The organism is Amycolatopsis sp. TNS106, assembly GCF_019330265.1.
In the GTDB taxonomy this organism is placed as follows: domain Bacteria; phylum Actinomycetota; class Actinomycetes; order Mycobacteriales; family Pseudonocardiaceae; genus Amycolatopsis; species Amycolatopsis lurida.
The window spans coordinates 4,275,036-4,298,134 of the sequence record NZ_CP024972.1 but is presented as its reverse complement, the minus strand read 5'-3'; the positions used below and the strand labels follow the sequence as shown (position 1 = coordinate 4,298,134).

Annotated in this window: 20 protein-coding genes; 14 read left to right on the top strand and 6 right to left on the bottom strand. The window is 70.1% G+C overall.

The window, feature by feature from the left end; genetic code table 11:
- Positions 1-37 precede the first annotated feature (37 nt).
- Positions 38-1,594, top strand: coding sequence for an alkaline phosphatase (locus CVV72_RS19300; RefSeq protein WP_219153660.1), 1,557 nt, complete (start codon positions 38-40; stop codon positions 1,592-1,594).
- Here the strand turns inward: CVV72_RS19300 and CVV72_RS19295 are convergent.
- Positions 1,548-2,441 carry an NAD(P)-dependent oxidoreductase gene (locus tag CVV72_RS19295; RefSeq protein ID WP_219153659.1) on the bottom strand — a complete coding sequence of 298 codons (894 nt, stop codon included), beginning with the start codon at positions 2,439-2,441 and terminating at the stop codon, positions 1,548-1,550. The genes CVV72_RS19300 and CVV72_RS19295 overlap by 47 nt on opposite strands.
- Before the next feature lie 111 nt (positions 2,442-2,552).
- Here CVV72_RS19295 and CVV72_RS19290 point away from each other — a divergent pair, with 111 nt between their 5' ends.
- From CVV72_RS19290 to CVV72_RS19270, 5 genes are all read left to right on the top strand, one after another.
- Positions 2,553-2,900 (top strand): helix-turn-helix domain-containing protein, encoded by a 348-nt coding sequence (locus tag CVV72_RS19290; RefSeq protein WP_192745848.1) that lies wholly within the window; start codon positions 2,553-2,555, stop codon positions 2,898-2,900.
- 64 nt (positions 2,901-2,964) lie between these two features.
- Positions 2,965-3,375, top strand: coding sequence for a nucleoside-diphosphate kinase (gene ndk, locus CVV72_RS19285; RefSeq protein ID WP_037310703.1), 411 nt, complete (start codon positions 2,965-2,967; stop codon positions 3,373-3,375).
- Positions 3,376-3,430: 55 nt separating this feature from the next.
- Positions 3,431-4,174, top strand: a complete 744-nt coding sequence (locus tag CVV72_RS19280; RefSeq protein WP_219153658.1) for a maleylpyruvate isomerase family mycothiol-dependent enzyme — start codon at positions 3,431-3,433, stop codon at positions 4,172-4,174.
- A 128-nt stretch (positions 4,175-4,302) separates the two neighbouring features.
- On the top strand, positions 4,303-7,647 hold the full coding sequence (locus CVV72_RS19275; RefSeq protein ID WP_219154021.1) for a phosphodiester glycosidase family protein: 3,345 nt from the start codon (positions 4,303-4,305) through the stop codon (positions 7,645-7,647).
- 161 nt (positions 7,648-7,808) lie between these two features.
- A complete protein-coding gene (locus CVV72_RS19270; RefSeq protein WP_219145817.1) occupies positions 7,809-8,963 on the top strand; it encodes an IS481 family transposase in 1,155 nt (384 codons plus the stop codon).
- 67 nt (positions 8,964-9,030) lie between these two features.
- Here the strand turns inward: CVV72_RS19270 and CVV72_RS19265 are convergent, their stop codons facing one another.
- Entirely contained in the window at positions 9,031-10,041 is a 1,011-nt protein-coding gene (locus tag CVV72_RS19265; RefSeq protein WP_219153657.1) for a M14 family zinc carboxypeptidase, read from the bottom strand.
- A 118-nt stretch (positions 10,042-10,159) separates the two neighbouring features.
- Between CVV72_RS19265 and CVV72_RS19260 the strand changes: the two genes are divergently transcribed.
- Genes CVV72_RS19260 through CVV72_RS19250 form a run of 3 tightly spaced genes read left to right on the top strand, consistent with a single transcriptional unit; the run spans position 10,160 to position 12,718 of the window.
- A complete protein-coding gene (locus CVV72_RS19260; protein ID WP_219154020.1) occupies positions 10,160-11,074 on the top strand; it encodes an ABC transporter ATP-binding protein in 915 nt (304 codons plus the stop codon).
- On the top strand, positions 11,074-11,889 hold the full coding sequence (locus CVV72_RS19255) for an ABC transporter permease (protein ID WP_219153656.1): 816 nt from the start codon (positions 11,074-11,076) through the stop codon (positions 11,887-11,889). Before CVV72_RS19260 ends, CVV72_RS19255 begins: the two co-directional genes overlap by 1 nt.
- 1 nt (position 11,890) lies before the next feature.
- On the top strand, positions 11,891-12,718 hold the full coding sequence (locus CVV72_RS19250; RefSeq protein ID WP_192745844.1) for an ABC transporter permease: 828 nt from the start codon (positions 11,891-11,893) through the stop codon (positions 12,716-12,718).
- Positions 12,719-12,722: 4 nt separating this feature from the next.
- Here CVV72_RS19250 and CVV72_RS19245 read toward each other — a convergent pair whose 3' ends face one another.
- A complete protein-coding gene (locus tag CVV72_RS19245) occupies positions 12,723-14,153 on the bottom strand; it encodes a S8 family serine peptidase (protein WP_219153655.1) in 1,431 nt (476 codons plus the stop codon).
- 527 nt (positions 14,154-14,680) lie between these two features.
- Here CVV72_RS19245 and CVV72_RS19240 point away from each other — a divergent pair.
- The 5 genes from CVV72_RS19240 to proB all read left to right on the top strand — a co-directional run bounded on the left by CVV72_RS19240 (position 14,681) and on the right by proB (position 21,195).
- Positions 14,681-17,734, top strand: a complete 3,054-nt coding sequence (locus CVV72_RS19240; protein ID WP_219153654.1) for a translation initiation factor IF-2 N-terminal domain-containing protein — start codon at positions 14,681-14,683, stop codon at positions 17,732-17,734.
- Positions 17,735-17,904: 170 nt separating this feature from the next.
- Entirely contained in the window at positions 17,905-18,219 is a 315-nt protein-coding gene (rplU, locus tag CVV72_RS19235) for a 50S ribosomal protein L21 (protein ID WP_005158538.1), read from the top strand.
- 37 nt (positions 18,220-18,256) lie between these two features.
- Entirely contained in the window at positions 18,257-18,514 is a 258-nt protein-coding gene (gene rpmA, locus CVV72_RS19230) for a 50S ribosomal protein L27 (protein ID WP_003067129.1), read from the top strand.
- A gap of 111 nt (positions 18,515-18,625) precedes the next feature.
- Positions 18,626-20,089 carry a GTPase ObgE gene (gene obgE, locus CVV72_RS19225; RefSeq protein ID WP_219153653.1) on the top strand — a complete coding sequence of 488 codons (1,464 nt, stop codon included), beginning with the start codon at positions 18,626-18,628 and terminating at the stop codon, positions 20,087-20,089.
- Positions 20,086-21,195 carry a glutamate 5-kinase gene (gene proB / locus CVV72_RS19220; RefSeq protein ID WP_219153652.1) on the top strand — a complete coding sequence of 370 codons (1,110 nt, stop codon included), beginning with the start codon at positions 20,086-20,088 and terminating at the stop codon, positions 21,193-21,195. Before obgE ends, proB begins: the two co-directional genes overlap by 4 nt.
- On the opposite strand, the gene CVV72_RS19215 is transcribed toward proB, so the two are convergent.
- The 3 genes from CVV72_RS19215 to CVV72_RS19205 all read right to left on the bottom strand — a co-directional run bounded on the left by CVV72_RS19215 (position 21,192) and on the right by CVV72_RS19205 (position 23,085).
- Positions 21,192-21,878 carry a hypothetical protein gene (locus CVV72_RS19215; protein WP_219153651.1) on the bottom strand — a complete coding sequence of 229 codons (687 nt, stop codon included), beginning with the start codon at positions 21,876-21,878 and terminating at the stop codon, positions 21,192-21,194. The genes proB and CVV72_RS19215 overlap by 4 nt on opposite strands.
- Positions 21,879-21,880: 2 nt before the next feature.
- Positions 21,881-22,372 (bottom strand): SigE family RNA polymerase sigma factor, encoded by a 492-nt coding sequence (locus CVV72_RS19210; RefSeq protein ID WP_219153650.1) that lies wholly within the window; start codon positions 22,370-22,372, stop codon positions 21,881-21,883.
- 77 nt (positions 22,373-22,449) lie between these two features.
- Positions 22,450-23,085 carry a TetR/AcrR family transcriptional regulator gene (locus CVV72_RS19205; protein ID WP_219153649.1) on the bottom strand — a complete coding sequence of 212 codons (636 nt, stop codon included), beginning with the start codon at positions 23,083-23,085 and terminating at the stop codon, positions 22,450-22,452.
- Between the last annotated feature and the right edge of the window lie 14 nt (positions 23,086-23,099).

Below are 23,099 nucleotides of genomic sequence, written 5' to 3'. Positions count from 1 at the left end.
TGGCCCACCGGCCGTGACCACGGGATAGAACCGCGCCATGACCGCAACCCACCACAACCGCCGCACGCTGCTCAAAGCCGGTCTCGCCGGCACCGGAGCGGTCGCGGGCGGCCTGCTCCTCCCGGGAACCGCGACCGCGAACCCCGTGCCCCTCATCCGCCGCGACCGCCCGGTGCTCACCCACGGTGTCCAGTCCGGTGACGTCACCATCGGTTCCGGCATCGTCTGGTCGCGCGCCGACCGGCCTTCGCGGCTGATCGTGGAGGTCTCCAGGGATCCGTCGTTCCGTCACGCGCGCCGCGTGCGCGGCCCGGTGATGAGCCCGGAGACCGGTGGCACCGGCAAGGTCCGCGTCGCCGGCCTCCTGCCGGGGACCGAGGTCCACTACCGCGTCACCGCCGAAGACCTCGACGGCCGCGCTCGCAGCGAGGCCGTCACCGGCCGCTTCACCACCGCCCCGGTCGGCCGGTCGGACGTCCGGCTGCTGTGGTCCGGCGACGTCGCCGGACAGAACTGGGGCATCAACCCCGAACGCGGCGGCATGACGATCTACCGCGCGATGGCCGATCGTCGTCCCGACCTGTTCCTCCACTGTGGAGACACGGTCTACGCCGACGGGCCGCTCACCGAGACCGTCGCGCTGCCCGGCGGCCGCGTGTGGCGCAACATCGTCACCCCCGAAAAGGCGAAGGTCGCCGAGACGCTCGACGAGTACCGCGGCCAGTTCGCCTACAACCTCCTCGACGAGAACCTCAAGCGCTTCACCGCGAACGTGCCCGCCTACGTCCAGTGGGACGACCACGAAGTCGTGAACAACTGGTACCCGGGCGAGATCCTCAACGACCGTCCCGAGTACACGGAGAAGCGCGTCGACGTGCTCGCCGCGCGGGCGTTCCAGGCGTTCCACGAATGGCACCCGATCGACCGGCGCCAGGCCGTCGACGGCCGCGTGTACCGCAACTTCCGGCACGGCTCGCGCGCCGAGGTCTTCGTGCTGGACATGCGGACCTACAAGGACGCCAACACCTCGGACCAGACCAAGCCGGGCCGCGTCCTCGGCGACCGTCAGGCCCGCTGGCTCGTCGACGCGCTGGACCGCAGCACCGCCACCTGGAAGATCATCCAGGCCGACCTCCCGATCGGTCTCACCGTCCCGGACGGCAAGGCCATCGAGGGCGTCGCCAACGGCCTGCCCGGCGCGCCCGGCGGCCGCGAGACCGAACTCGCCTGGGTGCTGCGGGAGATCTCCCGGCGCCGGGTGCGCAACGTCGTCTGGCTGACCGCCGACGTGCACTACACCGCGGCGCACCACTATTCGCCGGATCGCGCTTCCTTCACCGATTTCGACCCGTTCTGGGAGTTCGTCTCCGGCCCGCTCAACGCCGGCGCGTTCGGCCCGAACACCCTCGACCCGACCTTCGGGCCGGAGGCGGTGTTCGTGCACGCCCCGCCCGCCGCGAACACCTCGCCCGCCGACGGCTTCCAGCACTTCGGCGAGGTGAACATCGACGGGCGGAGCGGCGCGCTCACGGTCGACCTGAGGGACGCTACGGGCGCTTCGCTGTGGTCGAAGACCCTTCAGCCCCAACGCTGAGCAGTTCCGTCAGGACCGCGATGCTCTGGTCCCCGTGCCCGGCCTCGGCGGCCCGCCGCACGAGGTCGTGCATCGGCGACTGCCAGCCGACGTCGACGCCTTCCTCGGCCAGTTCGAGGTCGGCGGCGGCGCCGGCGTGGAAGATGTCCACCGAGGCCGCGGCATCCGAGTAGTCGCCACTGTCGATTTCCTTGGCGTACATCGGAAGCACCGAGATGATCATCTCGAACCACTTGGTGGCGTAGGGCAGGAGCGTGGCGGCTTCGAGCCCGCGCGACCGCAGCGCGGCGGCACCCTGGAAGAACCCGACCAGCGCGGGCAACAGGGTGCCGCCCACGGCCGTTTCGTACAGCGCCGCGAGGTCGGTGTCCTCACCGAGGTGGACGGTGTCACCGCCCAGTACCCGCAACGTGTCCAGGTGTTCGTCGAAGACGGCCTTGTCGCCGCCGTAGTACAGCAGCGTGTCCGGTGCTCCCACGGCCGACGGCACGTTCTTGATCGCGCCGTCGAGGTATCGCGCGCCGTGCTCCTTCGCCCATTCGGCCATCCGGCGCGCTCCCGCCGGTGAGCCGCTGTTCAGGGTGACCAAAGCGCGTCCGGTCAGGGATGCGGGCTCCAAGGCCGCGCGCGTGTCTTCGTAGGTCGTCAGGCAGGCGATGGTCAAGGGGCTCGCCCGGACCGCGTCTCCGGCCGACGCGGCCAGGATCGCTCCGCGCGCCACCAGCGGATCGGCCTTCGAGGCCGTCCTGTTCCACACGGTGGTCGGATGCCCGGCCGCGAGGAAGGCATTCGCCAGGGCCGAGCCCATCGAACCGAGGCCCACGACGGTCACCGGCGTCTTCGGCATTTTCGCTCCAGTCAACGGAAATCTTCGGGATGACTCCATGCTGGGCGGTCGCGTACATTAGATCAAGTACCTACTATTTTGCCGGGTACCGACAAAAAGGTATGTGGAGCGATGACCAAGAACCGCACGTTCACCTGCGGCCTCGACGCCGCGATCGCCGTCATGGGCGGCAAATGGAAAGGGCTCATCCTGTTCGCGCTCCAGGACGGGCCGCTGCGTTTCGGGGAGCTGCGGCGCGCGGTGCCGGGCATCAGCGAGCGGGTGCTGATCCTGCAACTGCGCGAGATGGAGACCACCGGACTGCTGCATCGCGAGGTGTACCACCAGGTTCCGCCGAAGGTGGAGTATTCGCTGACGGAGTTCGGGGATTCCCTGAACACCGCGATGGCAGCGCTCGGGGAGTGGGGCGAGGAGCACCTCGAACGCATCGAGGCCATTCCCTGGTCCGAAGTGAAGTGAGCGCCGAAGCACCCAGTAGGCTCCGGGCGAATAGCACGAAACCCACCCAAGGAGAAATACCGCCGTGACTGAACGCACGCTGGTCCTCGTCAAGCCCGATGGCGTCGCGCGCGGCCTCGTCGGCGAGGTCATCTCGCGCATCGAGCGCAAGGGCCTGAAGCTCGCCGCCCTCGAACTGCGCACCGTCGAGCGCTCGGTCGCCGAGGAGCACTACGCCGAGCACAAGGAGCGCCCGTTCTTCGGCGACCTCCTCGAGTTCATCACCTCGGGCCCGCTGGTCGCGATCGCCGTCGAGGGCCCGCGCGCCATCGCCGCCTTCCGTCAGCTCGCCGGCGGCACCGACCCGGTCGAGAAGGCCACCCCGGGCACCCTGCGCGGCGACTTCGCGCTGGAGACCCAGTACAACCTGGTGCACGGTTCGGACTCCCCGGAGTCGGCCGAGCGCGAGCTCAAGCTCTGGTTCCCCGAGGTCTGACAGAATCGTGGACGGCGCGGGAGCGCCGCGCCGTCCACGAACCCGGGGAGCCACGATGACACCGGACGAGTACCTGGAGCGCCTGCGGGAGCTCACCGCCGGTTTCGCGCGGGTCGCGAGCATCGGGGACCACGCCGCGCCCGTGCCGTGCTGCGGGGACTGGCGTCTGCGTGATCTGGTCGTCCACCTCGGCAACGTCCACCGCTGGGCGGCCGGGATCGTGCGCACCGGCGAACTCGCCCCGCAGAGCTTCGAAGCCGAACCCGGGACGGACCTCGCCGCCTGGTACCGCGAAAGCGCGGACGAACTCATCGAGGCGTTGCGCGAAGCTTCCCCGCACGACGGCGCCTGGAACTTCACCGCCGCCGACAAGACGAAGGCCTTCTGGTTCCGCCGCCAGGTCCACGAGACCCTGGTGCACCTGCTCGACGCGCACCGCGCGGCCGGGACCGAATACACCCTGGACCCGTCCCTCGCCGCCGACGGCGTGGACGAGGTCCTCCTCGGCATGCTGCCGAAGGTGAAGCGCTGGCACACCCCGCCGACGGTCACCGTTCCGGTGCTGCTGAAGACATCTGACACCGGACACGCCTGGTTGATCACACCGCCGGGGGAAACCGACGTTCCCGGCTCGCGGCAGGCCGACCCCGCCGAAGCGGCGGGTGCCGTCGTCGCAGGGACTGCGGAAGCGCTGGATCTGCTGCTGTGGCAACGGATCGAACTCGACGGTGCGAGCCTCGAAATCACCGGTGACGCCGCGGCGGCGAAGACCTTCCTCGTCGGGCCTTTCACGCCCTGACCTTCGGCGCCCTACGCCGTTCGGTTCACGTTCACCCCGGGGTCTTCTCCTGGCGGCTCGCGTCCGCTGTGCTGAGCTGAGCTGCCTATCACTCGATCGTGGGGTACTTCGTGAGAAATTCACGCCTGTTGCTGCTCGCTGCCCTGCTGCCCGGATTGTTCGTCGCCGTACCGGCGCACGCCGATCCCTTGGCCGCCCCGCTCGGTCCGGCGCCCATCGAAGCCGCCCCCGCGGCGTCCTCGGCGAAGGAGGGTCCGTCCGCGTACGCCGTGGCCGCGCCCGACGACGGCCTCGTCACCACCAGCGCGACTTCGCGCGTGGCACCGGGTCTGAGCCTCACCGAGTTCGACCGCTACGACCCGGCGGGCTGGATCCGCGGCGACACCCTCGCCGTCGACCTCACCAGCAAGACCCTCAAACCGACGTACCTCAGCCCCGGCACGGTTTCCGCGCGGACACCGCTTTCGCAGCAGGTCGCCAGGTCCGGTGCGGTCGCCGGGGTCAACGGGGACTTCTTCGACATCAACGCCAGCGGCGCGCCGATCGGCGTCGGCATCGATGCCGGGAAACTCCAGACGGCGCCCGCGCGCGGCCACAACCTGACCGCTTCGATCACCGAAGAAGGCAAGGCACGGCTCGCGGAGGTGTTCCTCGACGCGTCGGTGACCCTGCCCGACGGCCGGGCCGTGCCCGCGACGAACTTCAACAGCCCCGTGCTGAGCGGTGACGCGGTCGGCGTCTACACCCCGTTGTGGGGCGCGTCCTCGCGGCGGACCTCGGTCGCGGGCGCCCAGCGCGTCGTCGAGGTCGAGGTCTCCGGCGGCGTCGTCACGCAGGTGCGGCCGCAGCCCGCGGACGGCCCGATCGCGGCCGGTGCGACGATCCTGCTCGCCCGTGACGGCGGCGTGGACACGTTGTCCGGCTTGAAGACCGGCGACCGCGTGGGGGTCACGTACGCGCCGAAGAGCGACGCGGGCAAGCTGTCCGTCTCGATCGGCGGCAACAAGGTCCTGCTGCGCGACGGCGCGGTCCAGCCGGTCGACAACGTCGCCATGCACCCCCGGACCGCGGTCGGGTTCTCGGCCGACGGCACGAAGATGTGGCTGGCGACGGTCGACGGCCGCCAGGCGGACAGCCGCGGCATGACGGAGCTGGAACTCGCCCGGCACATGAAGTCGCTGGGCGCGGACGACGCCCTCAACCTCGACGGCGGCGGCTCGTCGACCATGCTCGCCCGCGAAGAGGGCGAGAAGGCGCCGCTGGTCCGCAACTCACCGTCGGACGGCGGAGAACGCCTGGTGCCCAACGGGATCGGCGTCGCGACCACGCCGGGAAGCGGGCGCCTGACCGGATTCGCGCCCCGTCCCGTGCAGGACACCGCCGACGCGACGCGCGTGCTTTCCGGGCTGACGCGGAAACTCGCCGCCGGCGGCCACGACGAGACCGGCGCCGCCGTCGACGCCCACGTCCAGTGGCGCAGTACGAATCCGTTGCGTGGCACCGTGACCGACGGCGTGTTCACCGCGCACGCCGACCGGCTCCGGCCGGACGCGCCCGCGGACGTCGACGTCTACGCGAAACGCGGCGGAGTCCTGGGCAAGGCCACGTTGAACGTCCTCGGTTCACCGGTCCGCCTTGGCACGAGCACCGAACAGGTCGCGTTGTCCGGAGAAGACGCGAAGAGCACGTTCAAGGTGTTCGGCTACGACGCCGACGGTTACGGCACGTGGATCGAGCCCGACGACGTCAAACTCGATTACGACCCCGCGGTGGTGAAGATCGAACCGTCCGGCGACGGCTTCGCGGTCACGGCGCTCAAGGCGTCGGGCGCCTCGGCGATCACCGCGACCGCCGGTGGGAAGGTGACGCATCTGGCGGCTTCCGTCGGCACGGAATCCCGCGTGGCGGCACCGCTGGACGGCCCGGCGGGCTGGACCGCCAGCGTTTTCCCCGCCGTCGTCGGCGCCGCGCTTTCCGAGGCACCCGGCCGTGACGGCGGACGCGGTCTGGCGCTGGACTACCGGCTGAACGGGACCAACGCCACGCGTGCGGCCTACGTGAACTCGGCGGCACCGATCGCGCTGCCGCCCGGCACCCAGCGTGTCGGCCTGTGGGTCAACGGTGACGCGAAGGGCGCCTGGCTGCGGGCGGAACTTCGTGACGCCGCCAACGTGCCGTCCGTCGTGGATCTGTCGCTGAGCGTCGACTGGACGGGCTGGCGCTACGTGCGTGCGGCCATCCCGGCCGGGCTTCCCGACGGGCAGCGGCTGACGAAGTTCTACGCCGTCGAGAACGTCCCGGCTCAGCAGTACGAGGGACGTTTGGTCTTCGACGACCTCACCTTCGAGGTCGCGCCCGCGGCCGCCGTCCCCGCCGATCCGGCGCCGCGCGACCCGGCGCTGATCACCGACGGCGCCGCGACCGGCGGCCTGCGGATCGCCGTGGTCAGCGACGCGCAGTTCACCGCCGACCAGCCGGACGGCCCGCTGGTCGCCCAGGCCCGGCGCGCGTTGCGCGAGGCGGTGGCGGCGAAACCGGATCTCGTGCTGATCAACGGCGACTTCGTCGACCGCGGCACGGCCGCCGATTTCGTCCTGGCTCGCTCGATCATCGATGAGGAACTGGTCGGCAAGGCGCCGTGGTACTACGTGCCGGGCAACCACGAGGCCGATGGCGGGCACGGGCTCGCGGAGTTCCAGGCGGCGTTCGGGGCGACCCATCGCGTCGCCGACGTCGCCGGGATCCGGCTGGTGCTGATGGATTCCTCGCGCGGTTCGCTGCGCGCGGGCGGGTTCGACCAGATCCGGATGCTGCGCGAGGCGCTCGACGGCGCGAAGGCGGACAGGTGGATCCGCGGCGTGGTCGTCGCGATGCACCATCCGGTCAAGGACCCGAGCCCCGCCGGGAACTCGCAGCTGGCCGACCGCAAGGAAGCCGCCATGCTGACCGGCTGGCTGACCGCCTTCGAACGCGAATCCGGCAAACAGGTGGCCGCGATCGCTTCGCACGCGGGCGTTTTCGATCTCTCGCGGGTCGACGGCGTTCCGTATCTGGTGAACGGCAATTCCGGCAAGTCGCCCGCCGCGGCGCCGGGTGAGGGCGGATTCGTCGGCTGGACGATGGTCCGGTTCGAGCCGGGGGACAAGGCGCAGCCGGTGCGGTTCGAGACGCGGCCGAACGTCGACACGCTGACGCTGTCCGGGCCCTCGTCACTGGCACGCGGGGAGAAGGCGGACATCCGGGCCGTGGTGACGCAGGGAGCGCGTCAGGTCCCGGTTTCGTACCCGGTCAGCGCGGACTGGAAGGGCGGCTGGGGCACGCATGTCGCCGACGGCTTCCGGCCTGTGATGCCGTGGGACGTCGCGTCGTTCGACCCGGCGACCGGGGTGCTGACCGCGCTGCGGCCCGGGACGGCGAGCCTTTCGGTCACCGTCAACGGGGTGACGCGGAGTCTGTCGGTCACCGTCCGCTGAACGACCTCGTGAGTGGTGAGGACGGTTAGAACCGTCTGTCTGAGTTCAGGACATCGTGAACAGTTGATGTTTCAGGACATCGTGAACACTGACCGGCCTGTCGGCGTGATGACCAGGGTGTTTGTGGTGATCATCCGGCGATGGGCAGTACAGGGTTTTCGATGGATCCTGAGTTCGTCGCCGCGGTTGCGCGGGTCGCCGCGGGCGAGAAGATCAACATTTCGGGGTTCTGCCGTGACCGCGGCATCTCCCGGGGCGTGTTCCACAAGTATGTGACCCGGTTCAAAGCCGAGGGCGTGGATGGGTTCATCCGCCGCAGCACCGCTCCGCGTCACCATCCGACCGCGTTCGGGCCGGAAGTGGCCGAGGCGGTGCTGCGGGCCCGCAAAGAGCTCGAGGACGAGGGCTGGGACAACGGGCCGATCTCGATCCACTGGCGGCTGGAAGACGCCGGGTTCGAGCCGTTGCCGTCACGGTCGGCGATCTACCGGATCCTGCGTGATCGCGGCCAGATCACCCCGGAGCCGCGAAAGAGGCCCCGCACGAGGCGCCGGTTCGAATACGCCGACCCCAACGGGTGCTGGCAGATCGATGGCATGGAGTACTACCTGGCCGATGGGCAGAAGGTCTGCATCATCCAGATCCTCGACGACCATTCCCGCCTCGACGTCGGCACCTACGCCGCGGCCAGCGAGAACAGTGCTGACACCTGGGCGGCGTTGCAGCAGGCCTTCGCCGGCTACGGAGTACCGGTGAAAGTGCTCTCCGACAACGGCTTGGCTTTCTCCGGCAAGCACCGTGGCCTCATGGTCGAGCTGGAACGCCACCTCGCCGGAGAGGGTGTCACCACGATCGCCTCCTCGGTCTATCACCCGCAGACCTGCGGGAAGAACGAACGCGTCCACCAAACCCTGCAAAAGTGGCTCGCCGCACGACCCCCAGCCGAGAACCTCGTTGCCCTGCAACACCTTCTCGACCAATACCGGCACACCTACAACACCCAGCGACGGCACCAGAGCCTCGACGGCCAGACCCCGCAGCAACGCTACGACGCCAGCCCCAAAACCGCGCCATCCACCAACCGGCAAGCCCCCAGCGGCACCACCCAGCGGCCGATATCCGCCACCGGCGTCATCGCGTTCTCCGGCTGCTCCATCGTCCTCGGCCGACGCTGGGCAGGCCACACCGCGACCGTGTTCTGGCAAGGCGACCGCATCACCATCATGATCGGCGACACGGTCACCCACCAGCTCACACTCAACCGCTCAGTACGCTACCAACGTCTCACCAACCAGAAACCGTTCACGAAGTCCTGAAACACATCTGTTCACGAAGTCCTGAAACAGGACAGACGGTTAGAACCGTCCTCACCACTCACGAGGCTCAGGCGGCTTCGTGCGCCTCTTCGACCGTCCCCGGCAGTGCCGGACCCCGCGGCGGGATCGCCTCGGCGTCGGCCGGGTCCACCTTCCGCACCGAACCGTCGGCCGCGGACTGCGCGATCGCGAGCATCGAGGCCAGCGCGTCCTGGATCTGCTGCTGCTCCCGCTCCGGGATGAGGCTCAGTTCGATCAGCACGCTGCCGTTGCCGAGGAGCCCGTAACCGTTGCGCGCGATGCCCTGGTACGCACCGCCGGGGTACTGCGAGACATAGCCGCCGTTGGCGTCGATCGACCGCTGCACCACGACCGCGATCTGCTTCGCGAAGTCCACATCGGACGGTTTCACGCCCGGATGTGTCGGCCACATCGTGGAAGCCGTGATCTCCTTGCCCTTCGCGTCCTGGTAACGGCCCTGCATGTGGTAGTCGACCATGATGTCCGGCTTGAACGACGCGTTCCGCCGCTGGATCAGGCCCGCTTCGGTGGCCGGGTTGTCCTTCGGCGCCACGGCCGGATCGTGGTAGCGGTTGATGTCGTACCCCTTGCCCTTCTCACCGTATTCGGGAGTGGCGTCCGGGTCGTAGTTGTAGCGCCAGTCGCGCTCGTGCCCGTCGGGGTTGGCGCGCACGACGATGTCCACGGTCACCTTCGCCAGCAGCTTCTGCGCCCACGGGCTGTGCCCGACGCCGACCTTGCGCAGGAATTCGAGCGCGGCGGGGGTGCCGAGCGGCTCGTCGCCGTGCTGCTGGGTGACGTACTGGATCCGCGTCTTGCCGTGGCCGACCCTGGCCGCCCACACCGGACGGCCCTCGTTGCTGCGGCCGATCCTGTCCACCCGGATCTTGCCGTGGCTGAGCGCCGCCAGCTTGTGCAGTTCGAAGGCCAGCTTCGCGGTGGACGGCCGCGGGTCCACAGTGGCCGCACGGGTCTCGGCCGCTTGGGCGGCAGGCGCCACGAGGAGCCCGGCGCTGACAAAAACGGACAACAGGGCGATTCTGGGCTTGAGACTCATGGACGGTGAGTATCGACGAGCGGGCAACGGCCGACAAGGGGCCGGATAAACCGGTCGAATTTTGTCGGTGGCAGGTCCTAGGGTGCCTACCGTGGGTGACTCAGAGCACGAACCGGCGATGGTGCAGGCGAAGGCGTTGGTCAAGCGGTTCGGCGATTTCGAGGCCGTCCGCGGGATCGACGTCGAGGTCCGCCCGGGGGAGGCGTTCGGCTTCCTCGGGCCCAACGGCGCGGGCAAGTCCTCCACCATGCGGATGATCGCGAGCGTCTCCCCGCGCACCGACGGCGACCTGCGGGTCCTCGGCATGGATCCGGACGTCGAAGGGCCGAAGATCCGCGCCCGGCTCGGCGTGGTGCCGCAGCAGGACAACCTGGACACCGAGCTCACCGTCCGGCAGAACCTGCAGATCTACGGCCGCTACTTCGGGCTTTCCCGGGCGCATGTGCGCGGCAAGGCCGAGGAGCTGATGGAGTTCGCCCAGCTCACCGACCGGGCGAACGCGGAGGTCGATTCGCTCTCCGGCGGGATGAAGCGGCGGCTGACCATCGCGCGGTCCCTGGTCAACGACCCGGAGCTGCTCCTGCTCGACGAGCCGACCACGGGCCTCGACCCACAGGCCCGACACCTGTTGTGGGACAGGCTGTTCCGGCTCAAGGCGGGCGGGACCACGCTCATCATCACCACGCACTACATGGACGAGGCGGAACAACTCTGCGACAGGCTGGTCGTGATGGACAACGGCCGGATCGCCGCCGAAGGCTCGCCCGCGGACCTGATCAGCCGGTACTCCACCCGCGAGGTCGTGGAGCTGCGCTTCCCGAACGGAGAGCAGGAGTCGGCCGCGAAGCGGATCGAAGGCCTCGCCGAACGCGTCGAGGTGCTGCCGGACCGTGTCCTGCTGTACACGATGACCGGTGAAGCCACCCTCGAACAGGCGCACGCGCGCGGACTGCGTCCCCTGTCGAGCCTGGTCCGCCGCAGTTCGCTGGAGGACGTCTTCCTCCGCCTCACCGGCCGGACGCTGGTGGACTGATGACCACCGCGCAGACGAAGGCGTCGACGGGCCGCGTGGTCTCGCGCTGGGCGGGTGCCTGGCTGCGGGTCGAGGGCCATTGGATGTGGTACCGCCGGTACTGGGTGTCCACTTTGTACTCGACGGGCCTGCAACCGGTGCTCTTCCTGGCCGCGATGGGGCTCGGGTTCGGTTCACAGGTCCAGGCCGGTGCGGCGACGGGCGGGTTCTCGTACCTGGAGTACGTCGCCCCCGCGCTGCTCGTGGCGGGCGCCGCGCAGCTGGCGGTGGGGGAGTCGAGTTACCCGGTGCTTTCGGGGTTCAAGTGGCAGCAGGACTACCTCGCCGTCACCGCCACCCCGATCACGCCGGGGCAGGTGCTCGGCAGCCAGATCATGTGGGTGAGCCTGCGGCTGACTTTGGCGGGCGTGATCTACGCCGTCATCGCGGCGCTCTTCGGCTCCTGGACGAGCTTCGGCGTGCTCGCCGTCATCCTGATCGGGACGCTCACCGGGATCGCGTGCGGCACCCCGGTGATGGCGCTGGCCGCGACCACCTACGACGAGGGCACCCGGTTCGGCCTGGTGTTCCGGTTCGTCCTGATCCCGATGACGTTGTTCTCCGGCACGTTCTTCCCCATCACCGAACTGCCGGCCCCGCTGATGTGGATCGCCTGGATCTCCCCGCTGTGGCACGGCAACGAGGCGGCCAGGGCGGTCAGCCTCGGCACCGTCGGCCCGCTCGCCACGCTGGGCCACCTCGCCTTCCTGGTCGTGCTGGCCGGGGTGGGCTGGGCGCTGGCGCACAAGTACTTCTACCGACGGCTGGTGGTCTGAAATGGCGGTCCTCACCGAAGCGCCCCGGCGTGGGGTGCTGCTGCGCATCCTGCCGTCCGCGCTGTACAGCGGCCGGTCGACGGCGGTGCTGGAGCGCACCTTCCTGACGTACTCGCACGCCTGGATGCTGTTCGTGTCCGGCGTCTTCGAGCCGCTGTTCTACCTGATGGCCTTCCAGCTCGGCTTCGGCAAGCTCGTCGGCGAGGTCGTCGGTCCCGGCGGCCAGGCGATGAGCTACGTCGCCTTCGTCGCGCCCGGCCTGCTCGCGGCGTCGGCGATGAACGGCGCGATCCTCGACTCGACGTACAACCTGTTCTTCAAGCTGAAGTACGCCAAGCTGTACGACGCCATGCTCGCCACCCCGATCGGGCCGCTGGACATCGCGCTCGGCGAGGTCGGCTGGTCGGTGTTGCGCGGCGGGATCTACTCGGCGACCTTCCTCGGCGTGATGACCGTGATGGGGCTGCCCGGCTCGTGGTGGGCCCTGCTGATGATCCCGGCGGCGCTGCTGATCGCGATGGCGTTCTCGGCCATCGGCATCGTGCTGGTGACCTTCCTGCGGTCGGTGTCGCAATTCGACTACATCAACCTCGTGCTGATGCCGCTGTTCCTGTTCTCCACGACGTTCTACCCGCTGTCGGTGTACCCGGCGGGGATCCAGTGGATCGTGCAGGTCTTCCCGCTGTACCACGGCATCGAGCTGATGCGCGGCCTCTCGGCGGGCGTCCTGTCGTGGGGCATGGCCGGCAACGTGGCGTACCTGGTGGCGCTGGCGGCGGTCGGGATCTACGCGTCCTCGAAGCGGTTCGGCAAGCTCCTGCTGCGCTGACCGGTCAGCGGGCCGGGTTCGCCCCGGTCCGCCGGGGCGCCACCGCGGCCAGCGCGTCGACCATCCCGTGCCCGTAGAAGCCGTTGAACCCGGCGTATCCGGTGCAATACGCGTCCTGTGTGCCGTCACCGGTCAGGTCGTAGTCGGCCGGACACGCGATCGGGGTGGCCTGGGCGCCCAGCGTCCGCCTCAGCTGACGGGCGCTGTGACCGGGGTGCTCCGAAGCGAGCAACGCCGCGACACCGGCGACGTGCGGCGCCGCCATCGACGTCCCGCACAGGGGCGCGTACCCGCCGGGAACGGTCGAGAGCACGCACTGCCCGGCCTCGCCGCCGGGAGCGGCCACGTCGATCACGCCCAGCCCGTACGAGCTGTACCCGGCCTTGACCCGCTCCTGGCTCACGGACGACACCGCGACCACGTCACGCAGCCCCGCGGGCAGCGCCTGGCAGCCGTCGGCCCCGGACCGGGCCCCCGAGCGCGGTGACGGCACCAGCTCGGCGGCCTCGTTGGTCGCCGCCGCGATGCTGAGGGTCCCCGCGGAGGTTGCGTACTCGACGGCGCGGGCCATGACCTCGTTCACCACGCCCCGTTCGTCGTTGTGGGCGCACGAGAGCGACCACGGGTCGACGAAGTAGCTGCTGTTCGTCACGGCCATGCCCTGTGAGGCGGCCCACATCAGCCCGCAGACGGCGGCTTCGGGGTCGGCGTACCCGCGGTCGTCGATCACCTTCACCGAGGCGATCCGGACGCCGGGCGCCACCCCGGTGACCCCTTTGCCGTCGTCGGCCGCGGCGATGATCCCCGCGACGTGGGTGCCGTGCACCGACGTCGTCGCGGCCCAGTTGCGATCGGGCACGCCGGTCAGGCAGCCCGCGGACTTGTCGGGGTCCAGGGCGCTCGCCAGGTCGGGATGGGCGGGGTCGACGCCGGAGTCGAGGACGCCGACGACGACGTCCCGGTCACCCGGCTCGATCACGCGGGCCTTGTCGGCGCCGATCGCGCGCATGTCCCACTGCTCGCCGGTGCGGTCGGCCGAGGGCACCTTCGCCGGATCCGTCGGTTCGAGTTCGGCGCGCGGGGGCGCGGGCTTGGCGGGTGACGTGCCGTTGGCCCGCTGCACCGCCAGCCGTTCCGCCTGCGCGCTGAACGCGGCGGCGGGCCGGACGAGTTCGGCGAAGTCCCGGTCGGCCGAGGTCGCCACGGCCACCGCGATCTGCGGGTAGTAGATCGTCGTGCTGCCGCAGCCGCGGGTGACGGCCGCCCTGGCCTCGGCCTCGGGAGTGCCCTTGTCGAAGGCGACGACGTAACGCAGCGCCCGCCCCTGGGGATGACACGAGGGTTCCGCCTCGGCCGTCGCGACAGCGGCGACAGAGCCGCAGAGCACCACGAAGGCGCACACGGCCGCTCGCAGGGACCGCCCCAGCAGGGACACCGCACCTCCCACCGGAGAACATGAGGACCACGGGGGTCCCGCGGCCTGGGCATCGGCACCCCCCGAGCGGCACGCTAGCCACCCTCGGCCGGGTCGACAAGCTCTCCCGCGAAGTTCGCTCGGCCGGTGGCCGCGGCGCGCCCGGGAGCCAGCTCTGTGGCACCGAGTACACCGGAGTGGGGCCGGGGTGTGGGATACTCGCGGTGGCCGCTGGCCGACGGGCACACGTGAGAGGTGGCGCTCGCGGTCTCGTGGCCCGGTGGTGTGCTGCACATCCTCCACACGCGTCGCCGCTGTATGCGGCTCGACGACGTGGCGGGCGGCCCGATGTCGCGAACGTGGCCAGCGCTCCGCCGAGCAGACCTTCAGCCGTACGCGGCGCCCGGACAACCCCGGCGCCGTCGCGGTGCCGGGCAAGGATTCCCGCTGCTGGTGACCACCACGGCGGAACGAACAGAAAGGGGCCCCTGCGCGGCCGCGTCGAGCCGGTGAGAGCCAGCCGACGCGCCCGGGGGCGGAGGAGATATATGTCGAACGCGGACACACCCGCCGTCACCGGCGGGAATACCGCCACACCCACCGCAGGCCAGCTGGGCGAACTGCCTCCCCGGATCCGGGTGCACGCGCTGGCGAAGCTGCTGGGATCCAACAGCCGTGAACTGATGGCCAAGCTCGGTGAGCTCGGCGAAACCGTCCGGAGCGCGCAGTCCAGCGTCACCCGCGAGGTGGCGCACAAGCTCGCCGAAGCCCTCGCCGGCGGCGACGAGCCCGAAACGACTCCCGTCGCCGAGACCCCGGCTCCCGAGCCCGAGGCCAAGGCCGAGGTGAAGCCCGAGGCCGAGCCGGAGCCCGCTCCGCAGGTCGAGGCGCCTTCGCGGCGTGTTCCGCCCGCGCTCGCCGCCCCGGTGACGCCGGAGCCGCCGGAGCGGACGACCAGGCCGTCGAAGGCCGCCGCACACCTCCCGGTGTTCGCCGCGCCGTCGCCGGTGTTCCTGCCGCCGGAGCCCGTCACGGCGAAGCCCGCCCGCAAGCCGGAGCCTGCCTTCACCCCGGCCGAGGAAACCGCCTCCGACGAGGACGAGACACAGACCGAGCAGGCCGAAGGGCACGGCACCGACGAGGACGGTGACGACGCCAACGGCCGTCGCCGCCGTCGTCGCGGTCGTCGTGGTCGTGGCCGGGGCAAGGGTGGCGACGAGAGCTCGGCCGAGTCCGACAACGAGAACGAAGACGAGCAGCCCGAAGCCCCGCGTAACCGTCAGCAGCGCGCGAAGGACAAGGCCGCCGAGACCGAAGAGGCCGGAGCCGAGACCGCCGAAGAGGCGTCCGCCGAGGCCGATTCGGACAACGACGGCGATTCGGACGGTGGCAGCAAGCGTCGCCGTCGCCGTCGCCGTCGCAAAGGCGGAGACGACGACAACGCCGAGACCACCAGCGACGACCCGCCCAACACGGTCGTCCACGTGCGCCAGGCCAAGGCCGCCGAGACCGAGCGTCCCGCCAGGGACGAGGTCCGCAGCGTGCGCGGCTCGACCCGGCTCGAGGCCAAGCGCCAGCGCCGCCGGGACGGCCGCGAGGCGGGCCGTCGTCGTGCGCCGATCCTGTCCGAGGCCGAGTTCCTCGCCCGCCGCGAGTCGGTCGAGCGCACCATGGTCGTCGCCGAGAAGGGCGACTCCACGCAGATCGGCGTGCTCGAGGACGGCGTCCTGTGCGAGCACTTCGTGACCTCGTCGGGCACCGGTTCGATCGTCGGCAACGTCTACCTCGGCCGCGTGCAGAACGTGCTGCCGTCGATGGAGGCCGCCTTCATCGACATCGGCCGCGGCCGCAACGCCGTGCTGTACGCCGGTGAGGTCGACTGGGACGCCGCCGGTCTCGAGGGCAAGGCCCGCAAGATCGAGCAGGCGCTCTCCACCGGTGACTCCGTGCTGGTCCAGGTCACCAAGGACCCGGTCGGGCACAAGGGTGCCCGGCTGACCACGCAGATCTCGCTGCCTGGCCGGTTCCTGGTCTACGTGCCCGCGGGCGGCGCCACCGGTATCTCCCGGAAGCTCCCGGAGAACGAGCGCCGCCGCCTGAAGGACATCCTCAAGCGCATCGTCCCCGAGGACGCCGGTGTGATCATCCGCACCGCGTCCGAAGGCATCAGCGAGGAGGAACTGGACCGCGACGTCCGCCGCCTCAAGGCGCAGTGGGACGTCATCAAGGAGAAGGCCGAAGCAGGCAACGGCGGCAAGAAGAACAGCGCCCCGGTCATGCTCTACGAAGAGCCGGACCTGCTGGTCAAGGTCGTGCGCGACCTGTTCACCGAGGACTTCGCCAAGCTGGAGATCCAGGGCGACAAGGCCTGGGACACCATCTACAACTACGTGCAGCACGTGGCGCCGGACCTGGCGGATCGCGTCAAGCGGTACACGGGTACCGGTTCGGCCTTCGCCGACCACCGCATCGACGAGCAGATCACCAAGGCGCTCGACCGCAAGGTCTGGCTGCCCTCGGGCGGCTACCTCGTCATCGACCGCACCGAAGCGATGACGGTCATCGACGTCAACACCGGCAAGTTCACCGGATCGGGTGGCAACCTCGAAGAGACGGTGACCAGGAACAACCTGGAGTCGGCGGAGGAGATCGTCCGCCAGCTCCGGCTCCGGGACATCGGCGGCATCATCGTCATCGACTTCATCGACATGGTGCTCGAATCGAACCGTGAGCTGGTGCTGCGCCGGTTGACCGAATGCCTCGGCCGCGACCGCACGCGTCACCAGGTCGCCGAGGTCACCTCGCTCGGCCTGGTGCAGATGACCCGCAAGAAGATCGGCACCGGGCTGCTCGAGGCGTTCTCGACGCCGTGTGAGCACTGCAAGGGCCGCGGCGTGGTCGTCTCGACCGAGCCGCAGCGCACCGGTGGCGGCGGCAACGGGCACAGCCACGGCGGCAGCGGCAGCGGCGGCGGTGGCGGCAAGGAGCAGGGCTCCCGCCGGTCCCGCGGCCGCGGCAAGGGTGAGGACCAGGGCCAGAACGAGCCCGCCGCGCCCAAGACCGAGACGACGCCGGCGCCCGCCCAGCGCGAGTCGGTGGTCTCGGCGGTCCAGGCCGTGGCCAACGCCACCAAGGCGGCCAAGGGCGAGCACTCGCACGAGGCCACCGAGAACGTCGAAGGCGCGGCGGCGCTCAACGGTCACGCCCCGCAGGCGGCTGAGCAGCCCGCTGAGCCGGTGGCGGCGGTGTCCGAGCCCGTTCCCGAGGCGACCGTCGAACAGGCGGCCGAGGCGGCTTCCGAGCCGGTTCCGGAGCCGGTCGCCGAGGCGCCCGCGACCGAACTCGCCGGTGAGCCGGTGACGACCTCGGACGACGAGGCCCCGGCCGTGCGTGAAGAAGAGATCGCCGTCGTCGCGGAATCCGGCCCGGAGCCCGAGGCTCCCGAGGTTCCGGTGACCGCTGAGACCGTTGTGACGGAAGAGGTTTCCGAACCCGACGTGGACGTCCCGGCCCCGGCCGTGCGGTCCACCACCCGCCGTCGTCCGCGGCGGGCGGCCTCGCGGCCGGCCGGTCCGCCGGTCAAGGCGTCGGAAAAGAGCTAGTGAACACCGTGAGGCACCCCGGTGTGATCGCACCGGGGAGCCCCACGTAACCTATAGAGCGGCCCGCCACTTAGCGGCGGGCACCTTGCGCAGAATCTGCCCACCGAGGACTTCTCGATGGGCCGGGTCACGCAAGCCCCCACCCGTTGTCGAGTAAGCAGGAGACTTCCGTGTCGGCGTACGCGATCGTCAAGACTGGCGGCAAGCAGTACAAGGTGGCCGTCGGCGACGTCGTCGAGGTCGAGAAGCTCGAAGGCGAGCCGGGTACCGAGCACACCTTCCCCGCAGTCCTTTTTGTGGACGGTGGCGACGTCACCACGGACGCCGACGCACTGGCGAAGGTCTCGGTCACCGGCAAGGTCGTCGAGCAGACCAAGGGTCCGAAGATCCGGATCCACAAGTTCAAGAACAAGACCGGCTACCACAAGCGCCAGGGGCACCGGCAGAAGCTGACCCGCGTCGAGGTCACCGGCATCTCCAAGTAGGACTTCTCCGGATCTTCGTCAGAAAGAGGATTGAGCCATGGCTCACAAGAAGGGTGCGTCCAGCTCCCGCAACGGTCGCGATTCGAACGCGCAGCGACTGGGCGTCAAGCGCTACGGCGGCCAGGAAGTCAACGCGGGCGAGATCTTGATCCGCCAGCGCGGCACCAAGTTCCACCCCGGCGTGAACGTCGGCCGTGGCGGCGACGACACGCTGTTCGCGCTGGCCGCCGGTGCGGTCCAGTTCGGCGAGAAGCGTGGCCGCAAGACGGTCAACATCGTGCCGTCCGAAGCCTGAATTTCGGCTTCGAGTTAGAACCTCTGACGAGGGGTGGGCCGGAATATCCGGGCCCACCCCTCGTTTGTTTTATGTATCCCCTTTTCTTTCGCGAGTGAATAGAGGCAAGTCATGGCGTCCCGGTTCGTGGACCGAGCGGTGATCCATCTGGCCGCCGGTGACGGTGGGAACGGCTGCGCCTCGGTGCACCGCGAGAAGTTCAAGCCCCTCGGCGGCCCGGACGGCGGCAACGGCGGCAACGGTGGCGACGTGCTGCTGGTCGTCGACGGAGGCGTCCACACGCTGCTCGACTTCCACTTCCGCCCGCACGCCCGCGCCGGCAACGGCAAGATGGGCCAGGGCGGCAACCGGGCCGGCGCGGCGGGGGAGACGCTGGTGATGCGCGTCCCGTCCGGCACCGTCGTGATGACCGAGGACGGCGAGATCCTGGCGGATCTGGTCGGCCCCGGCACCACCTTCGTCGCCGCGCAGGGCGGTCGCGGTGGTCTCGGCAACGCCGCGCTGGCGTCCAAGGCCCGCCGGGCACCCGGATTCGCGCTGCTGGGCGAGCCGGGGGAGTCCCGCGACCTCGTCCTGGAGCTGCGCTCGGTCGCCGACGTCGGCCTGCTCGGCTTCCCCTCCGCGGGTAAGTCGTCGCTGATCTCGGTGCTGTCCGCGGCCAAGCCGAAGATCGCCGACTACCCGTTTACCACGCTGGTGCCGAACCTGGGCGTGATCACCGCCGGGTCGACCGTGTTCACCATGGCGGATGTGCCGGGACTGATCCCCGGCGCGAGCGAGGGCAAGGGCCTCGGCCTCGACTTCCTGCGCCACATCGAACGCTGCGCGGTGCTGGTGCACGTCGTCGACTGCGCCACCTTCGAGCCGGGGCGCGACCCGCTGTCCGACATCGACGCCCTCGAAGAAGAGCTCGCCCGCTACACCCCGAGCCTCGGCGGCGACCTCGCCGACCGGCCGCGCGTGGTGGTGCTGAACAAGATCGACATCCCGGAGGCCGCCGAACTCGCCGAGTTCGTGCGTCCGGATCTGGAAGCCCGCGGGCTCAGTGTGTTCGAGATCTCCACGGCGTCGCGCCAGGGCCTGAAGGAACTGACCTACGCGCTCGCCGCCGTCGTCGAGAAGTACCGCGCCGACCAGCCCGCCCCCGAGCCGGCGAAGGTCGTGCTCCGGCCGATGGCCGTCGACGACGCAGGCTTCACCGTCGAACACGACCCGGAAGAGGAAGGCGCGTTCATCATCCGCGGCTCCCGCCCGGAACGGTGGATCCGGCAGACCAACTTCGGCAACGACGAAGCCGTGGGTTACCTCGCGGACCGGCTCAACCGGCTGGGTGTCGAGGAAGTACTGGCACGCAAGGGCGCCGTACCCGGCAGCCCCGTCACCATCGGCGACGTCCAGTTCGAGTGGGAGCCGTCGACCCCCGCCGGGGTCGCGGTGCACCTGTCGGGCCGGGGCACGGACGTGCGGCTGGAGAACACCAGCCGGATCGGTGCCGCCGAGCGCAAGGAAGCCCGCCGGATCCGTCGTGACGGTCCGGACGGCATCGAAGACGAAGACGAGATGGACGACGAGTGAGCTCAACCCGGGTGGCGATCGCCGACGCGAAGCGGGTGGTCGTCAAGGTCGGTTCCTCAGCGCTGACCACCGCCGGCGACGGTCTCGACGTGACCAGGCTGGACGCCCTGGTGGACGCGATCGCCGACCGGGTCTCCCGCGGCACACAGATCGTGCTGGTGTCCTCGGGCGCGATCGGTGCGGGGCTCGCGCCCCTCTCGCTCGGCAAACGGCCGCGTGACCTCGCCACCCAGCAGGCGGCGGCCAGCGTCGGCCAGCTCGCGCTGGCGCACGCCTATGCCGAGTCGTTCGGCCGGTTTTCCCTGACCGTGGGCCAGGTCCTGCTGACGTCGGACGACGTCGTACGCCGCGCGCACTATCGCAACGCGCAGAACACGTTCACCCGGCTGCTGGCCCTCGGCGCGGTTCCCGTCGTCAACGAGAACGACACCGTGGCCACCGAAGAGATCCGTTTCGGTGACAACGACCGGCTGGCCGCGCTGGTGGCTCACCTGATCGGCGCCGACGCGCTCGTCCTGCTGTCCGATGTGGACGGTCTGTACGACGGGGATCCCCGTGACGGAGCGACCCGCAAGATCGCCGAGGTCACCGGAGAGTCCGATGTGGAGGGGATCACCGTCGGCATGTCGAGCTCCGGGCTCGGCACCGGCGGCATGGTCTCGAAGCTCGCCGCCGCCCGCACCGCCGCCGGCGCCGGGATCCCGGTCCTGCTCGCCGCCGCTTCCGAGGCCTCGCGCGCCCTCACCACCGCCGAGGTCGGCACGGCCTTCGCCGCCGCCGACTCCCGGCTGTCGGCCCGCCGGTTCTGGCTGGGCTACGCCGCGGGCGCGTCCGGGAAACTGCACCTCGACGACGGCGCGGTCGCGGCCGTCGTCCGCCGCCGCCGCTCGTTGCTGGCCGCCGGGATCACCGGCGTCGACGGTGACTTCCAGGCGGGCGACGTCGTCGACCTGGTCGATCTTCGGCAGCGGACCGTGGCACGCGGGGTCGTGGCGTTCGACGCGGGCGAACTGCCCGACCTCATCGGCCGCTCGAGTCACGACCTCCCCGCGGAACAGCGGCGTGAGGTCGTCCACGCGGACGACCTCGTCCCGCTGCGCCGCTAGGGCACCAGGCCCGGGGTCAGGGCGATTTCGCGCACCTGGGCCTCGCTCAGCGGGGGCTGCGCGTTCTTGCCGCCGTCCGTGGTGACTTCCAAGATGGCCCGCTCGGTTTGATAGGTGGCCCCGTAGGTGAGGTGGCCGTCCTTCTCCTTGGTCGTCGTTTCCACCAGGGTCCCGCCGTCGACCAGACTCGCCGAGCAGGTGGTCGGGGTGGGCTCCAGGTCCCGGCAGGCCAGCCCCGTCGAAAGCAGCGCGCCGTCATTGGGGTGCAGGGTCACGGACATCGATCCGTCGTGGACCGGATACGTCAAGAGATAGGCGCTCGCCTTGCCGGTCGGGATGGCCTTCAGCTCGAACGGGGTGTCGGAGCCGAGCGTGACCCTGGCCCGGACCGTCGCCTCGAGCACGCAGGAAAGCCGGGCCTTCGCCGCTTCGATCGTTTCGTTAGGCGACTTCGAGCCGCAAGGCGAACCCACGGCCGGCTCGTTCCGGCCGGGAAGCGCGATGATCGCGGTTCCCGCCGGAAATCCCGCCGCGGCCAAGGCGACCGCCGCGACGACCGTCGTCAGGCGGCGCCGTCGTGACCGGCGGCCGGCGGCGAGCACGCCGTCACCGGTGAGCCCGACAGGCGGCTCGGCTTCGGTCACGTACTTGTTCAGCGCGGAGCGGACGTCCTGGTCTTCCATGACTACTCCTTGCTCGTCGGGGAAGGCAGGACGGCGCGCAGTGCTTCGATCCCGCGGGCTGTCTGGCTCTTCACGGTGCCTTCGGCGACGCCGAGCAGCGACGCCACTTCGGCGACCGAGAGGTCCTCGAGGAAGCGAAGGACGACCATCGCGCGTTGGCGCGGCGTCAGGTCACTGAGCACCCGCTCGAGATCGATCCGGTCGTGGCTGTCGTAGCCCGGCGGCGCGGCCCGGTCCGGAGGTGTGGAGGTCACCAGCTCCCGGCGGTGTTTCCGCTTCCGGCCGAGGAAGAGGTTGAGCAGGATTCGGCGCGCGTAGGCGTCGACGGTGTCCGGCCGCACCCGCCGCCAACGCCGGTACAACTGGACGAATATGGCCTGCACCAGGTCCTCGGCGCCGTGCCAGTCGCCGCACATGCCGAACGCCAGCCGCCGGAACCGCTGTACGCGGGCCGCGAAGTACTCGCTGAAGTCGGCGTCTCTCGCTTGTCCCACCGGCCACCCCCTCTTCCTCGTGCCCTCTCTAGTCCGGCGGGGGCCCGAAAGGTTCAAGCGACAGCGGGGGACCTTTGCTACCGCTTCCCAGGATCGGCGAGATGACCGACGAGTCGCGCCAATTGTTCGCCGTAGGCCTCGGCGAACTCGGCCGACGCGGGGTCTTGGCCCGAGACGGCGCGTACGACGCGGGGCAGCGCCAGCGCGGCACTGGACGCGGCCATGAAGATCACCAGCAGGAAGGCCGGGTCGAGGTCGGCGGGGAAATCGCCCGCGGCCTGCCGGGCCCGGACGTACTCCACCTGCCGCTGGAGAAAGTCGCGCTGGCCCTCGACCCCCACCGCGTCGGGAGCGCCGTCGGTCAGGTTCTCCCAGAGGAAAAGCTTGGCGAGAGCGTGATCCCGGATCCCGGACCGGACGAAGTACCGGACGACCTCCGCGAACGGTTTTTCAGGATCGGTGGCCGCGACGTAGTCGTCGTACATCGTCGCGGTCAACGCGTTGTACAGCCCTTCCTTGCCACCGAAGTAGTACGAGATCAGCTGCTTGTTCACGCCCGCTTTCGCGGCGATCTCACTGACGCGTGCCGCGGCGTACCCCTTCGCGCCGAACTCGTCTTTCGCCGCCTCCAAGAGTTGTTTCTTCGTGCGCTCGGGATCGCGCAGGCGTTCGACGGGGGCGCGGCGAGGGCTGCGCGAGGCGGCTTCGGACATGGGGTTCAGCTTAG